This window comes from Hymenobacter pini, assembly GCF_020421205.1.
Taxonomy (GTDB): domain Bacteria; phylum Bacteroidota; class Bacteroidia; order Cytophagales; family Hymenobacteraceae; genus Hymenobacter; species Hymenobacter pini.
In genome coordinates this window covers 862712-878720 of sequence record NZ_JAIZZH010000001.1, presented here as the reverse complement: position 1 = coordinate 878720, position 16009 = coordinate 862712, and the positions used below count along the sequence as shown (strand labels likewise).

At 63.1% G+C, this 16009-nt stretch carries 7 protein-coding genes; 5 read left to right on the top strand and 2 right to left on the bottom strand.

Annotation, left to right across the window (positions count from 1 at the left end; translation table 11 throughout):
* The first annotated feature begins 4 nt into the window (after nt 1-4).
* The 3 genes from LF252_RS03660 to LF252_RS03650 all read left to right on the top strand — a co-directional run bounded on the left by LF252_RS03660 (nt 5) and on the right by LF252_RS03650 (nt 9018).
* The gene (locus LF252_RS03660; protein ID WP_226267678.1) at nt 5-907 is read left to right on the top strand and encodes a hypothetical protein; all 903 of its coding nucleotides are present in this window, start codon (nt 5-7) and stop codon (nt 905-907) included.
* A gap of 108 nt (nt 908-1015) precedes the next feature.
* Nucleotides 1016-3562 (top strand): hypothetical protein, encoded by a 2547-nt coding sequence (locus LF252_RS03655; protein ID WP_226267675.1) that lies wholly within the window; start codon nt 1016-1018, stop codon nt 3560-3562.
* 5 nt (nt 3563-3567) lie between these two features.
* Nucleotides 3568-9018: a contractile injection system tape measure protein gene (locus LF252_RS03650; protein WP_226267666.1), complete on the top strand. Its 5451-nt coding sequence runs from the start codon at nt 3568-3570 to the stop codon at nt 9016-9018.
* A gap of 65 nt (nt 9019-9083) precedes the next feature.
* Here the strand turns inward: LF252_RS03650 and LF252_RS22760 are convergent, their stop codons facing one another.
* Entirely contained in the window at nt 9084-9446 is a 363-nt protein-coding gene (locus LF252_RS22760; RefSeq protein ID WP_262904832.1) for a hypothetical protein, read from the bottom strand.
* Here LF252_RS22760 and LF252_RS03645 point away from each other — a divergent pair.
* On the top strand, nt 9327-12086 hold the full coding sequence (locus tag LF252_RS03645; RefSeq protein WP_394370397.1) for an eCIS core domain-containing protein: 2760 nt from the start codon (nt 9327-9329) through the stop codon (nt 12084-12086). The two genes, LF252_RS22760 and LF252_RS03645, sit on opposite strands and share 120 nt — an antisense overlap.
* 51 nt (nt 12087-12137) lie before the next feature.
* Here the strand turns inward: LF252_RS03645 and LF252_RS03640 are convergent, their stop codons facing one another.
* The gene (locus LF252_RS03640; RefSeq protein WP_226267662.1) at nt 12138-13496 is read right to left on the bottom strand and encodes an ATP-binding protein; all 1359 of its coding nucleotides are present in this window, start codon (nt 13494-13496) and stop codon (nt 12138-12140) included.
* Between the two features lie 213 nt (nt 13497-13709).
* Here LF252_RS03640 and LF252_RS22960 point away from each other — a divergent pair, with 213 nt between their 5' ends.
* Nucleotides 13710-16007, top strand: coding sequence for a glycosyl hydrolase family 18 protein (locus tag LF252_RS22960; protein WP_226267660.1), 2298 nt, complete (start codon nt 13710-13712; stop codon nt 16005-16007).
* Nucleotides 16008-16009: the final 2 nt, after the last annotated feature.

Genomic DNA, 16009 nt, shown 5'->3' with positions numbered 1-16009 from the left:
GCGCATGGAACATATTCCGGAAGACCTGAAACGCCGCAGTACGCTCAAGCAGTACTTCAAGCAGGGCACCATGCCCACCGAGGAAAGCTTCGCCCATTTGATTGACTCCTCTGTCAACCGCCTCGATGATGGCTTTTATAAGCACCCACAGCTGGGCCTGCAGATGGGTGCGGCCGAAGGGCGGCCCAACGCGGGCATCGGGCTCCGACTGATGGCTTTTTACCGCAACCTGCAGCAGCTCCAGAACCAGTGCGCCACCTGGGTGATGAGCCTGCTGGCTACCGCGCCGGAAGGTGACACGGCCCTGGGCCTGGGCTTTTCGGAGCCCCAGGGCCGGCGGGAGGACCACAACTCCAGCCCAGCGGAGGCCCCGCCGGTGCGGCTGTTTCTGGCTCCGGGCGGGGCCGTGGGCGTTGGCACCACCCAGCCCACCGAGCAGCTGAGCGTAACTGGCTTTGTGGGCAGCGTGGGACGCGTGGGTACCTTTCAACACGAGCCGGCCGGTACCACTGCCGCCCCCAACACCGGCCACCCTCAGCCGGCCGCCGTGCAGGTGCCGGCCGATGGGGAGTGGCACCCCATTATCACGGGCCTGCAAGGGCTCTGGGCTTTTGAAATTGTGGCCGCTGCCTATGGGCCCCACCGGAGCGGCACTTACGCCATGGCCCACGCCATTGCCCTGGGCGTGCACGGGCAGCGGCAGCGCATTGTGCCGCACCGGGCGTCTTACCGGGGCTGGCGGCAGCAGCTGCAGTTTTGCTGGCAGATTGAGCGGCCCGCTACCGCCGAGGAGCCGGTGCCCGTGTACGGCCTCCGCATGCGTACCCGCAAATCCTTCGGGCCGGATGCGGCCATCGTCTACCACATCACCTGCCTGTTCAATAACTGCTCGCCTCAAGGATGGTGACATAGTGAACTGGTGAGTCTTTCGGCGGGCAAGGCGCTGACGCTACCGAACCGACAACCTCACCATTTCACAAACTCGCTATTTCACCACCTCGCCACTTCACCGTTTATGCAGGAGCCCGAAGAATCCGCTACCATTCGCAAGGACCTGGAGCTGCCATTGGGGTTGGATTACGCTCGATTGCGGCGGGAAGGCATTGAGCTGCTGCAGAAATTCAGCGGTGGCCTCTGGACCGACTACAACGACCATGACCCCGGCGTGACCATTCTGGAGTCGTTGTGCTACGCCCTCACCGACCTTACTAACCGGGCCAGCCAGCCCATCCGGCACCTGCTTGCGCCCCCGCCGGGCACCCCGCCCCGGCCCGGCTCCACGCTGGTGCCAGCTCACCAGGCGTTTTCCAACCACCCCGTTACCTTATCCGACTACAAGAAAATTCTGCTGGACCAGGAGCAGTTCAGCGGGCAGATTCAGAGCGTGTGGATTGCGCCGCGCCGGGGGCCCCAGGCCTTGGTTGGGGAGTACGTGGTGCAGGTGGGGCTGCACCGCAACCACCACTACCCGGAGCTGCTGCGCGAGGCGCTGGCTCAGGGCCACCCTGTCCCCGATTACCTACCCACCAACCACCACGAGCTGGCCCACCAGATTCTGCACACGCTGAACAAGCACCGCGGCCTGGGCGAGCAGTTTGTGGAGGTGGTATTTCTGAAACCCTACGTCATCAGCATTGGGGCGCACCTAGAAGCCGCCGAAACCCGCCTCCACGAAGCCACCCTGGCCGACGTGCTCTGGCACATCGACAGCTTCATTGAGCCCGATTTTGCTTCCCGGGGGCTGAAATATCTGCAGAGCAAGGGGGTGCCGACCGAGGAAATATTCGCCGGCCCGCTGCTGGAAAACCAGCTGCTGCAGGAAAGCGAGTTCCGGCCACTGCGCACCACGCTGGCCCCCGCCCGCCTCAACGCCCTGCTCACCCCGCTCGACAGCATCCGGAGCGTGAGTGAGCTGCACCTCTACGAGCCCGGCCACCTGCTGCCCTCGGCCCTGGTGCAGGTGCCGGACGGTCATGAGCTGGTATTTGATGCCGCCGCCAGCCTTGCCCGGCTCACGCTCAGCCACCGGGGCGTACCTATCCGGTTCCACCCGGAGCAGGTGCTGCACCTGTTCGGGCAGCTGCACGCCGCCCGCACCCGTAGCCTGCGCAGCCCCATTCCCAAAGACAAGTTGCAGTTGCCTCCGCTGCCGGGCCGTTACCTGGATGCGGGCCATTATGATTCCATTCAGCACTCGTTTCCGGCGGTGTATGGGCTGGGCGAAGGAGGACCACCCGCCGGAGCCTCGCCCGCGCACCGGGCCCAGAGCCTGCAGCTGAAAGGGTATCTGCTGTTTTTTGAGCAGATTATGGCCAATTTCTGCGCGCAGCTGGAAAACATCGAGCCCCTGCTTTCGGCCCGGCACCAGTCCCAGGGCTTTTTTGCCCAGCCCCTCACCGACGTGCCCGGTTTGCACGAAGTCCTGAACGATATTGGCTACGAGCAGCCCGACGACCCGGAGGACGAGGACGCGCCGGCCCTGCGCGACGACGCAGGGCCCGACGCGGCCGGGACCGGCCTTTCGCGCCACTACCTGCGCAAGCTGGGCAAGCTGGCCGAGGACCCGCACGAGTTCATGCACCACCGCGACGGACTGCTGAGCCATCTGCTGGCCCGTTTCGGCTATACTATTTCCTCCTACCAGCCCACCCTCACCGATCCGGCCGCCATCCGGGAGCACCGTATCCGAGTGCGGGAGCGGCTGCTGCAGAACCTGCACACGGCCACCTACCACCGGGGAGCCGCCCGCGTAGCCCCCGACGACAGCACGCCCGACGTATCGGGCCTGGAGGTGTTTGTGTACCTGCTGACGGGCATGAAGTACTTCCAACTGGTGCGCACGCTTAATCAGCCGCTGCGCGTACTGGAACAGGAGTTATGGAGTGGTGCCGAGGCGGCGGGGGCTTCCCCGGCCGCGCGCCTGGCCGTGCGCGGGGCCCGGCTTTCGTTCCCGGATTTTCTGCACGTGCTGTACCGCCAGCTGTCGGCGCCTACCCTGCAGCCAGCCGGCCCGGACACGGCCGCGGTGCGGGTGCCGGCCAGCGGCAGGCTGCCGGCACTGGAGCTGGAGTTGCTCGCGCCCCCGGTTCCCGCCGAGGCGGCCCTGAGTCCGCAACAGCGGGTGCTGGCCTACCTGCGGCGACTGGATGAGCGCCTCAACCAGTTCGTTTTAATCGACCACCGCACCCTGCTCCCGGCCAGTTTCAACCCAGAATTGGAGCCTGAGAATGGGGAGCCTGACCGCACTTTTTACGAGTTTCAGGTGAGCGTTTGCCTGCCCGATTTCACCCATCAGTTCCGGCAAACGGCCAATACGCAGTACGGCCCGCAGTTCGTGTACCGGGAATACGTGCAGAATCTGCTGCTGGCCTATGCCCCGGCCCACCTGCTCGTACACGTACTCTGGCTCGATTACGGACAGCTGCGGGAGGTGGAGACGTTGTACGAAGGCCTTGTATCGGCGAGTGGCTTGCTGGCTAATCAGGATGGCCACCCCCGCCCCGACCTGCCGCAGTGGCAACAACGGCTGACGCGGTTTCTGCTCACGCACCTACCCGCCTAGCCCCCATGTCTTCCTCCCACGCCATTCAGGTTTTGCAGCTCGAGGTAGCAGCCGGCCCATCAGCCCAGGCGCGGCAGCTGCCCGAGCGGGTTAGCCGTGCGTGCCAGCACTGGCTGCCCCGGCTGTTGGCGGAGGAGCTTTCCCGATACTGCCCTCCGGAAATGCGGTGGCAGCTGCCCCAGCTTACCCTGGAGCTGCCGCCTATTGCCGACCATCAGCTGGAAACTGAATTACCAATTCTGATTCGGGTGGCCCTGCGCCGCGCCCTGGAGCAGCTGCCGACTGGGCCAGCTCCCACCCACGCAGCAGCGGCAGCGACGCCCCCGAGCTTGGAGGTACTCGCATACTTTCTGCTGCACGGCCGCCTGCCTTGGCAGGCCAATCGGGCCGGCGTCTCGGTGCAGGCTATTTTTCAGGATGCACTGACCCAGCACGCGGCGGCCTTCCGGCAGCTGGTGCTGCGCCTGGGGCAGGCGGCGGCGGTGCGGCAGCGCCTGGCCTGGCAGCTTTCCACTCACCAATTGGAGCAGCTGATTACATTGCTTGAACCTACCCAGGCGCCCTTTCTACGGGCCTATCTGCTGACTACGCTGGCCGCCCACCGACGGCGGCGGCTGGTACCGGTGACGGAACCCGTACTGCGCACCGTGCTGCACGAGTTGATTCTGGTTGATTTGCTAGCGCATTCCGGCTCGGTTTTCAACCGGCGGGCATTTATCGAGCGGCAAATCCGGCAGCTGGCGGCGCGCTACAATATGGCGTTTCCGGAGCTGCTGCGGCAGTTGGCCACGGTAAATATTCCTCTACCTTTCGCGGCCAGCTCCTCCCTGCCCGCCCTCATTCGTTCGTTATATCAGACGGCCGCTGCCCATTCGGGCCACCAGGATAAATTCACCGCCCTGGTAGCCGGTATGCCCACGTCCGTCATTTTCCCGCGTGATACAGCGGCCGACGTAGCCGCGAGCTTCGGCTGGAAATTCAGGGAACCATCTTCCGCTCACAGGCAGCCTGGGCAATTTACTCCAACTAGGCTCCTCACCAACCTGACACTCGGTTCAGGCCATGGCCACCCACTGACTACACCCGGCCTGATAAGCCCGGACAGCGGCACCGCTATGCCTGGCCAGGAGCCAGCGTCTGCGCCCCTTACTTCTTCCGCCGCACAGGAAGCATTGCGGTACTTTCTGCGACACGCGGCACTGCCCCCGGCATACGCGAACCTCACGCTCGATCAGCTGGTGGCAATACTGGCCGAGGTATTGGACCGGGGCTGGGGCGTGGCGGGGCCACTGCTGCAGTCGGCCAAACCACACGCGGCGCAGGTGCTGGCCCGCCATTTTCCGGAAGCGTTGCGGTGGCAGGTGCTGCGGCAGGCTACCGCAGGGCAAGCCCGCGCCTGCACAGCGGTTCTGGAAGAAGCCTGCCAAACAACGCGGCGGGCGGGCACTGCTGGCGACGGGGCGTACCTGCTGTGGAAAGCGGCGCTTACCTACGTCTTGTCCGAGGAGCACAAGCCTTTCAGCAGTCCGGCCTTCCGGCACTGGCTGGGGCAGCAGCTGGCGGGGCAGCAGCTGGCGGGGCAGCAGCTGGCGGGGCAGCAGCTGGCGGGGCAGCACCCACCGGGGCTCGTGCCTTTTCGAGCCACCCAGGCTCCAGTTGACCTCATTTCTGCGGCTGTTTTGCCGGTGGAGTGCCTATCCTGGCAGCAATGCCAGGATATGTTGCGGCACCTGCTGCTGGGCGGCCCGCTTCCTGCGTGGCAGTCCAAAGGATTTCCGCTATCCGCTACTTCGGTGCTTCTCCATTTGCTTCAAACTCAGCCCCAGCCGGTTTGGCAATGGCTACGTCAGCAGCCCCCAACCGTTGCGATGCTGCAAAGACTGGTGCAGCTAACCAATGGGGCCGATTTGGACGCACTACTGGCTTCCCCCCGGCCGGGCCGCAACACTGGCCGAAGCAGCCGCACCCACCACGCTTTTTCTGCCCTGCGGCCTTTGCTGAGCGGGACTACTGAGAACAGCGCGTTGCACGGCTTTCTGCGGGCCGCCCACTTGGCCACGAGTCTTGGATACTCCAATGGTTCAAATGACTGGTTCCTGCGGCAACTGGCCCGCCAGTATCAGGTACCATGGCGGGCACTGCTTCGGCGGATAGCAGGCGGCGCGGCCCAATACCCTAAGCTCCGGCGGCTGCCCGTGGTAGACGCATTCCTGAACCTGCACCGCCAAGCCTTTACATTGGAATCTGCTCCGTTTTTCGGGTTGGCACCGTTGGCATCGGGGAGTGAAAACCGGCCAGAATTCAACCGTGCGGCTGCCTACCCGCACCTGGCGAAGCCACTTTCTGCTTCATTTTCTAGCAAATCCTCTCACTTCTCTGGCTGGCATTCCAGCTGGACGGACTCTGAACGGGCAGCCGGTAACAGGTCTTCCGCCGCTGGCCCAGACGTGGGGGTGCACGAGGCCGGGCAAGCGACTAGCTCCTGGCCGGCTGACGAGGCCGCGCGCCTTCGTCCGGCCGTGTATGGGGCGTACGCCCCGACCGGGGGTACACACCTCAACCAGTCATCAGCACTCACACCGTTGCTTGCCGGAAATACCGGGCCGGGTCGGATAGGCGTGGCAAAGCAAATCCCACCCGCAACGAGGTCCGCAAACCCAACCGGCCGGGCCGCTATACGGCCAAACGAGCTATCTGCTGCCGGGTATCAAGCTACTCAAAGCCCGTCATCCAGCTCCGGAACAAGCAACCTGACGTTGCTGATGGAAGCGGCGGGGAGGCCTAACGTCAAGCAATTGACTCGTTACTTCGCGCCTGCTTCGCTACCACCGAGTGGTATTCCGGCCGCCCTGCGCGGGTGTTGGCCCACGCCGCCCCACCCCACGTTCAACAACTGGCCCACTCCGGCCGATACAGCCACCGCGCCCCGGTTTTCGGCGGCGCAGTTGCAGGACCTCCGGCTAACCGGCCAGCGCACGATACTATGGCACTATCTCCGCTCCGGAACCCGCCCTGGCTGGTCGTCGGCCGTTTCGGTGCAGGAATTAAGCCGTTGGTTGGAGCAGTTGAGCCAGCGAGACCCGCAAACCGTGCGGCAGTTTCTGCAGGAAGCCAGTAGCCCAGCTTTATGGCAACGAGCCGCTCTGCTTCTGAGCCTGCCCATGCTGGGCCAGCTGCTGGCAGGGCGGCCGGGGCGCACCCACCGTTCCGCGCCCGCCCTGGCAGCCCTCGATTCGCGGACGACCAGCGGCAGTTTTGCCCTGCCGGGCCGGTGGCTGTTGTTTCTGCGGGCCGCTTACCTGGCATTTCACCTGCAAGCCCGCTACCAGCCGGCTGCCAACCGCTGGCGCGCAACCCGGCAGCTGGCCGCCAGCTACGGCCTGCCCTGGCAGGCAACCCGTCAAAAGCTGCGCCGGCTTTTCGCGCGGCATCCTTTATTGCTGACGGATGCTTTCTTTTCCGGCTGGGCCGCCGCTGATACGCGGGTGGCTACGGCCCAGGCTGCTGCCGCCCGCACAGCAGCAACGGCCCAACCATCAATCCGGAAAGCTAGCCCAACGGTCCAAACTCACCCGGCCGCACTAGTTAGCTCCTTACTGGCTTCCGGCCTGGCTAACCCACCATATCCAGCCCATTTCGCTCCTGCGACGGACCAGACAGCCCCAGCCACACCGCTGCAGCAGCTGCCCACCGGCGCAGCCGCACGCGACTTGGTATTTCACCTGCTGCTGCAGCAGCAACTGCCTTGGTGGGCCCCGGCCACGGTTACGGACGACCAGCGCCGTCAGCTCTTGCAACAAGTGGCCCACTACTACCGGGGCGAGTTGCAGGCGCTGGTACGGACGCACGGGCAGGCAGCTGGGTTTCGAAAGATGCTGGTACACCTGGCCGGATTCAGCCTGCTCGCCCAGCTTATTCCGAGTGCCGCCGGGCCGCAAGCTCCCGGTGCGGTCCTGCCCGCCCTCAAGCAGCTCGACCGAATGCTGCCGCACGGTTCGGCGGGAAACTCACCCATACTGCATTTTCTCAAAGATGCATTTCGGGCCCAAGCGGTTAGTTCCCGCACAATCCAGCCCGCCGCGCTACTCCGCGAAATCCGGCAAAGCGCGGCGGCGGCCGGCGTTGCGTGGGGGGCTGTGCTCGGGCGCGTTGCAGAATGGGGGCGGCAGCTGCCAGCACTGGTACAATTACCGTTTTTTGCGGCCTTGCTCAATGCTCATTTTACCCGGCAGCACCAGTCCCACCACCGCCCGCTGGCCGCCCGCCGCCCACCGTCTACCGTGCCGGACCTGACTTCAGCGGCGGCGGAGCGGGCCTACCAGCTGCTCACGCAGTACCTCCATACCGGCCGCCTATCAACTTCCGGCTCACCCGGCACCTCTTTCTCGAAAGTGTACCCGCTTGCAGGAACTCCTGCGGCTGACTTGCCGGCTGACGTGTGGCTGCCCTTGCTGCATGCCCGCAGCCAGGCGTTGTTGCAGCAAATCCGGCCGCTACTGACCGTGGCTACGATGCGCACCCGCCTGCTGGCCAGCCTTTCCGAGCCCGTGTTCTGGCAGTTGCTGCGCCGGCTCTATCCGGCCCAGTACCGGGCAGCGGCAGCAGTGGCCGCCGACTGGCAGCTGCTGGCCCGCCAGGGCCTGGTACGGCTAAGCGCGCCTGCTTTGTTTGATGTTATTCTGACTGTTATGCAGGCTACGCCGGCGGCCTCGTGGCGGTCTGAGTTGCTGATGCGCGCCTTGCTAACGGCGGAAGAGCACCTCTGGCCCCGGCCCACCCCGGCGGCTCTGAGCCGGGCCGCCCTGCTCGGGCGCGAAACGGCGCGGCGCGGGCTGGTGCTGCGCAGCCCGTTGGCCGCCTTTTTCACCCTGCAGCAGCTCGCCTCCACTCCCGCTGGCAAAGCACCAACGCCCTCTACCCCCATTCCCTTTACTACTGTGGAAGAACGCCCTCTGGAAACCGTTTATATTCAGAATGCCGGGCTGGTGCTGCTCTGGCCCTTTCTCGCCATGCTGTTTGAGCGCCTCGGCTACCTGGATGGGCCGGAGTTTCGGAGTGAAGCTACTCGCCAGCAAGCGGCGCTGCTGCTGCAGTTTCTGGCCACCGGCTCCACCGAGGCCCATGAGCACGAGCTACCCCTCAACAAGCTGCTGTGCGGAGTGCCACAACCCCGGCCTCTACCCCGAGAGCTACCCCTCACCGAGGCCGACCAGGCAACGGGCGAAAGCCTGCTTAAGGCCGTTATTGCCCGCTGGGAAATCCTGAAAAACACCAGCGTGGCCGGCCTGCGCGAAACCTTTCTGCTGCGGTCCGGCAAGCTGGAGTGGCTGCCAGAGCGCATCAACCTCACCGTGGAAACCAAAACCCTGGATATTCTCATGGACAGCCGGCCCTGGTCCATCTCCATTGTAAAGCTGCCCTGGATGCCAGAACCGCTCTACGTTACCTGGCGCTGAGAGGCACAACGACCTCTCTTGTATTGCAGCACCAAGCTCGTTTTCTTCCTTCTATTCTTTCGTTCTTATAAAACATGAAAATAACCGTTTCCCAACCCGAAGTGGAAGCTGAGGAGGCTACCAGCCGCGCCGTCGCCCAACCCGACCAGCGCCCCACCGCCGTAGTCCAGCGCCAGCAGCAGGAGGCCATTGCCACCAGCCCCCGCCAGCAGGCAACGCCGGCCAGCCTGCCCGCGCCAAACCGCACCGGCCTCCCCGACGTGCTCAAGACCGGCGTGGAAAACCTCTCGGGCTATTCCCTGGACGATGTGCGAGTGCATTACAACTCCGCCCGGCCGGCCCAGCTTCAGGCCCACGCTTTCGCCCAGGGCTCCGATATTCACGTAGCACCGGGCCAGGAGCAGCACCTGCCCCACGAGGCCTGGCACGTGGTACAGCAAAAGCAGGGCCGGGTGCGGGCCACGCACCAATTCAAGGGTGCCGTACCGTTGAATGATGACGTGGGGTTAGAGAAAGAGGCTGATATGATGGGCCGGCAGGCAGTGCAACGGTACACTGCCATCCGCACTCAGCCGCTAAACGCTTCCGGTTCAACTTCGGCAACTGTACTACAGCGGGTGGCTACCCAAATTATTACGCATGAAAACAAGGAAAATATTCCAATAATTGCCCAGGTAGTGGTAAGAGGACGGCCTATATCGGTTTATGCCAACTCGATGGGCGACCATACTACCGCCTTTATTGTACACGTGGAGGGGTTGAACGTGAACATGACCGGCCTGACCGTTCCTCAGGCCGTGCAGTATATGGTGGGCTTAGCCGCCCATTTGCGTGAGTTACCCGGCTACCAGATTATGCAGCTTAATGGCCCGAACGGAAGGGTTATAGCACTGTACACGGCAGCGGAAACTACGTTGCAACACTGTCTGCAAGGAGCCGAAAACACCCAGAATCCCCATGTGCAGATGCATTACCTGCAAGAGGCTATCGATGCTTATCTGGATGCCCGGGAGCTGATTCCGTTCAGTACGATAAACATCGGAGAAAAAAGTAAAGGCAAAGCAGGCAGAGGCCACGGTGAGTCGGGGCCGGCAGGCGTGCTCAGTTCCGCCGAGCAAGCATTGAAAAATAAGCAGGGAGCAGAGCGTATAGAGCATAAAAACGTGGTGGCGGCGGTATACGGGCTATTCGACTTTCAATCGGCCGGCATGGCGGCAGCCGAGGTCAACGAAACCCGGCTGTTGCTGATGACTCAGGGTATTACCTTTCAGGCCCAGCAGAATAATGATAGCTCCCCGGTCCCCGTTACGAATCCCTTGCAGCGCCTGCAGTTGATATGGCGCCAGCATTGCCTCACCATCGCCAGGCTGTACCCACTCACCTACGCCCAGGTCAAGGGGGATTTAAATGAGAATTATTTAAAGCTGGCCATGGAGAAATCCGTCGATCAGGATTTCATCTACCTGATTGACGATGCCAACCGGTACCTAGACTTACTTGAAAGAGAATTTCGCAATCTGTTGAATGACTTTGGCAGCAAAGGGCTGGAGTCCGGAAACAAGATTGTACTTGACCGGGCTAAACGGCTGAACGCTATGTATGCCAATCAGGCCAGGTTACTGGATGTCATTCGGGAAATGCACGCGCTCAATAACATTATGGGCCGGAAGTTCTCCGAGCAAATCCGCCAGTATGAAACCAAAGTCAAGGAGTACAGTACTTTGGACAGCAAGCTTCCGCATTTTGACGTGTTACGCAATCAGAATGCCATGTCCAATACCATTAGGGAGCAGATTGAAAAAGCAGAGAAAGGGCGCTCCAAATTTGAAGGAAGTGTTAACCCGGGTGCGGCAAAAAATCTGGGCGAATTAGGGTCCGCCATTACGGGTCGCCCCATTGCTCACTTCCGGGAACAGATTGAAGACCCGGAAGATGAATCAGAAGTTGAAACGGATGAAATCATGGAAGAAATGCCGGACCACAAAGTTAACAGCTCCGGCACCGAAACGCTGAGTAGCCGCATGCATTCCATGGCTATTCAGGTTACGCTTGATGCCCATGGCGCCATCACGGGGATGCTCTCGGCCGGCCGGCCCAGCTCCCCGTTCAAGGGTACAATGGGAGCCCACTCCACTGCCTGGGCTGCTCATCTAGACCGCGTCCGGGCCACTATTCGAGGCCTTTCCATCCCGGTTGCTTACGCTGCCCTGCAGCACTTAGCTGGGCGCGTTACTACACTCTATACACTTCAGCAGAAAAAAACGCCGGGCAATAATGCCAAGGGCTTGCTGGCTGGAGCTCACAGGCAAATGAATACCCTAAAGAACGTGGTGCCAACCAAGGCCAGCCTTGTCCTGCTACAACAGTTTATTGAAGCTATACTCTCTTTCTATAATCTGATTCCGGAAGTTTCCCGGGACCGGCTGGACACTACCGGCAAAGGCGAGGGAACATACCGGGCCCGGTTGCTGGCATTTGAGGCAACCGGAGTTGGCTCCCAGGAAAGCATACGCGAAGCGGTGGTTGGGATGTTTGATGGCAGAGGAAGACAGGGCGTTATCTGGGAGAACCATCTGCAAGTTATCGGAGAAGCCTACCCCCACTCCTATGCTCTGGTCTACGAGAACAAGGCTCACTCCGGGCCGAAGAGTCAGGCCTCAGTAGCTGTTCCAAGTCGGGAAAATGACGACGACTCGGCCATGATGGAGCCTTTAAACAAAAGCCAGATAGAGGAAACAACTGCCGCCGCTCAGGATAGAGACTGGTTGCTGAGCCTCAACAACTGCCTGATTAACGCTATTGCCGAAGCCGGTGGCCACTCTCTGCCATTACCAGCACAGGTAATTGTAGATATCCGGGCTGAAATCGGGGCGGAGCTTGGTACCATGCTAGCAGCTACCACGCCGGTCCTCAATATCATTGCGCGACACTTGAATTTGCCTAATGGGGTAGTCGTTGTGTACCATGGCAGCAGGTACACGGATGAAACTACAGAGGTACGCGGCAACGGACAACACCCCGTCTATATTTTCCACGATGGAGTCAACCACTTCCGCCCTCTCCGATAGCACCATTCTAGCAAGCACGTAAGATTCTTACAATTGTTCAGCAAGCCACCATCACCCCGTTTTCCCGTCCTTGGCCAGTTCCCGCTGCACCGCGCGGGCTATGTCGGCGGCGGTGATGGGGCGGGGCGGGCCGGCCTGCCGGCTGGCCAGCACGCAGGTGCGCAGCACGTTGATGATGGCCCCGCCGGCCATGGCATGCTGCTCGGCCAGGGCCGGGAAGCTCACATCCTTGGCTACTTTCAGGGTGCCGGCAAAGGCGCGGCGCCACAGCTGCTCCCGCTCTTCGGGGCCGGGCAGCGGGAAGTGAATCATGGCCTGAAAGCGGCGGGCAAAGGCTTCATCCAGGTTGCCCTTGAGGTTGGAAGCCAGCACGATGACGCCGGCGAAATCCTCGATGCGCTGGAGCAGATAGGCAATTTCCTGGTTGGCGTGCCGGTCGTTGCTGGAGCTGGTGGCGGTGCGCTTGCCAAACAGGGCATCGGCCTCATCAAAGAACAGAATCCAGCGCCGCCGCTCGGCCGTGTCGAACACCCGGGCCAGGTTCTTCTCCGTTTCACCGATATACTTAGAGACAATCATGGACAAATCCACGCGGTACACTTCGTGGCTGGTCGTCTGGCCCAGCAGGCAGGCGGTGAGGGTTTTGCCGGTACCGGGCGGGCCGTAAAACAGGGCCCGGTAGCCGGGCTTGAGGTGGCGGCGCAGGTGCGCATCGGCCAGAATAGCGTCCTGCTGCTCCAGCCAGGTCTGGATTTCATCCAGCTGCGCCAGCACGTGATGGTCGAGCACCAGGTCCTCCCAGGTCAGCGGCGTGGAGATGCGCTGGGCCGGAAAATCGGGGCTGTAGTGCGGGCGGGGGCGCTGGCCGGTGGTAATCAGCGCCAGGGCTTCGGGCGGCACCAGCAACGCCCCACTCAGCGGCGGCTCCCCGACCTCGGCGTTGCCCAGCTGCACCAACTGCCCTACCGCCAGCCCCGACTCGGTCCAGAGGCTGGCCTGGTAGTGCAGGCGGCGGGCCAGGTCGTCGGCAGCCAGCAGGAACAGGGCCGTTTCGCCGGTGGGCAGGAAGCCGCCGTGCTGCTTGGCTTTCAGGCCGCCAAATTCCGTGAAATTCCGCTCGTAGGTGCTATTGCGAACGAATAGCCGGTCCAGGACCTGGGGGTGCAGGTGGGGAGCCAGCGCCAAGGCTAGCACCAGCCGCTCGGCCCGGCCCAGCTGATACTGGCGCACCAGCTCGGCGTACGGCTCGGCGGAATCCGCCAGCTCGGGGGCCGGAATATCATCTACCGAGGCCACGCTGCTTTCCAGCCGGAAATACTGGTTGATGCGGGCGTCCAGCACGGCGACCAGCCATTCCAGCTCCCTGGCAAGGGTGGCACCCGTACGCGCAAAAGACTCAGATGACGCCATAAAATCAGCAAGTATGATAGACGAGAATTCAGGAAGCAGAGCGGCCGGAACCAAAGGCGGTGGGACCAAGGCAAACACCCCGCACAAAAGCGCGCAAACCGGGCACGAACGGCGACAAGATAATGATATCTTGCTGCCTCTGAGCGGCCTTTAGCCCCACCAGCCCCCCAGCATTATTCAGGCTAGTTAGCACTTCCTATTCATAGTTCACGCGTGATTATTCCTCGTATTTCCGAAGGGCGGACCCGCCCCTATCTGGCCGGGTTGCTATTGCTTATCCTGCTCGGCAGCAGCCCGCAGGGCCACGGCCAGAGCCGTACAGCCCGAACTCCGCGCCCAGCCCGCGCCGCCAGTCCGCGCCCTACGCTGCTGGCCGACCCGGCGCTGCCCGTGGCCCCGCCCAGCGTGCAGAATTACCAGCGCTACAGTGCCGCCGACCGGGCTCATTTTGAGCGCGGCGGCTACCCGCCACTGCCCCCGGCGGCCGCGCCTTCCACCGGCGGGCGGCGGCTCAGACCGGGGGCGGCGGTGGTAGGCTGGCACCCAGCTTGGATGGGTAACGCCTACTCCGGCTACAACCTGCAGCTGCTGACCCACTTGGCCTACTACGGCTACCAGGCCAACGACCTAGGTCAGCTGCTGCCCCCTACCCCGCCGACCGCCTACGGGCCAGATAGTTTGGTGGCCCGAGTCCGGCAGCAGAAATCGGCCTGCAAGGTGCTACTAACCATTTCTTACCCCGCCGCCGAGGGCCGAAACTCCTTGCTTAACGCCGAACGACTACCCGCGCAAAACCGGCTGCTGACGGCCATTGTCAACCAGGTTGTTGCCACCGGGGCCCACGGCGTCAACCTGGACTTTGCCCCGCCCGACCAGCAGCCCTACGCGCTGCAACGGCTGGGGCGGCAGTTGGCGGCCCAGAGTGCCGGGCTCCGGCAGCAGGAGCAGGCGCTGGCCGCCGAAGCCCAGGCCCTGGAGCAGCAGCTCGGGCAGCTGACGCCGGCCCCCGATTCGCTGCTGCTGCTGGCCAACGACAAGGACCTGCTCACGGCCGCTTTGCGCACCACCACCCAGCAGCAACGCGCGCTGGAAGCACAAATAGCCGTGCACCTGAAAAATGCGCCCGCGCCGCTGCCCAAACACGGGCTCATCTGGGGTACCGTGGTCAACTGGTTTGACCTGGATAAGCAAGCGAAGAAGGAGCTGGCCCAGGCCCAGGCCGACTACAAAAAAGCAGGGCAGGCGCTGGCCGTGCAGAAGGCGAAGCTAGCCGATCAGGAAATAAGCCTGCGCCAGCAGTTGCTTGAGAATGCCCGCCTCACCCGCAACTACGCGGACAAGCAGCTAGCAACGCAGCCGGAACGGGCCGCCACCGCCCAGCAGCGCGCCCTCACCGCCGAGCAGCAGGCCGCCAACCAGACCCAGCAGGCCCGGAAGCGCCAAGCCCGATTGGATGTGCGACGCCGGGCGGCCTCCTACCAAGACGTGGTGCCGTTGGCCATGCGCCCCCTCACCGACCACTCCCGGGAACTACAGGATTTCATTGCCCGCTTGGCCGTGCGCCTCTGGGCCCGGGACTCGGCCTATCAGATTACCCTGAACGTGCCGGCCGTGGACAGCACCGGCACCTACCGCAACCTGCGGGCCGTGCAGCACTTGGTCAGCCTGTTCATCATCAAGGCCTTTGATTACACTCCCTACAACCAGATAGTGCCGGGGCCGCTGGCTCCCTTGAAGCCTGGTGAGGCGTGGGGGCCGCACAGCGTAACTACCTCGGTGGCCTACTACCTGCAGCAGGGCACCGTGCCGCGCCGGCAGTTGGTGGTAGGGTTTCCGCACCTAGGCAAAGTGTGGCAGGTGGACAGCCTGGGCGGTCAGCGGGTGGGCGACCTGCAAGCCCCGCAGTACTGGACCACCCGTCAGCTGGCCCCCCTGCTGCCCATCTCCGATGGTAAGCTGGACCTGACCAGCCTCAGCCAGAATGCCAGCACCCTGGCCCCGGCGCAGGCCGGGCAGCCCGCCCCCCAGGCGTGGTGGGAGGATTCGGTGAGCCTAGCCCCCAAGTACGCCTGGCTGCTCAAGCAACACCTAGCCGGCGTGGGTATCTGGGCCCTGGGCTACGAAGAAAATCCGGACCAGACCTGGAACCTGGTGCGGGCCGACTTTACCGAACCGGTAGCGTTGCCCACCGCCAGCCCACCGACCCGCACTGAGCGACTGGCCGGCATCCGGCACATGCTGCTATTTGGGGCGGTGGTGCTGATTGGCTTTCTGCTGCTGGGGCTGCTGATTGCCACCTACCGCCGCGCCGCCGATTTGCTGGAGATACCACCGCTATTGGTGAGCGTGGGGCTGCTCATTGGTTTGTGCAGCCTGTGCGTGGTGGGCTATGCTTTCTGGGCGGGGCTGCTGACGTTTTCCGGCTGGCTGTTCGCGGGGTTGGGCCTGGGGCTGCTGTTGCTGAATCTGCTGCTCTACCGCCGCTACTGGCGGCAGCAGATTCTGCCCTAGCT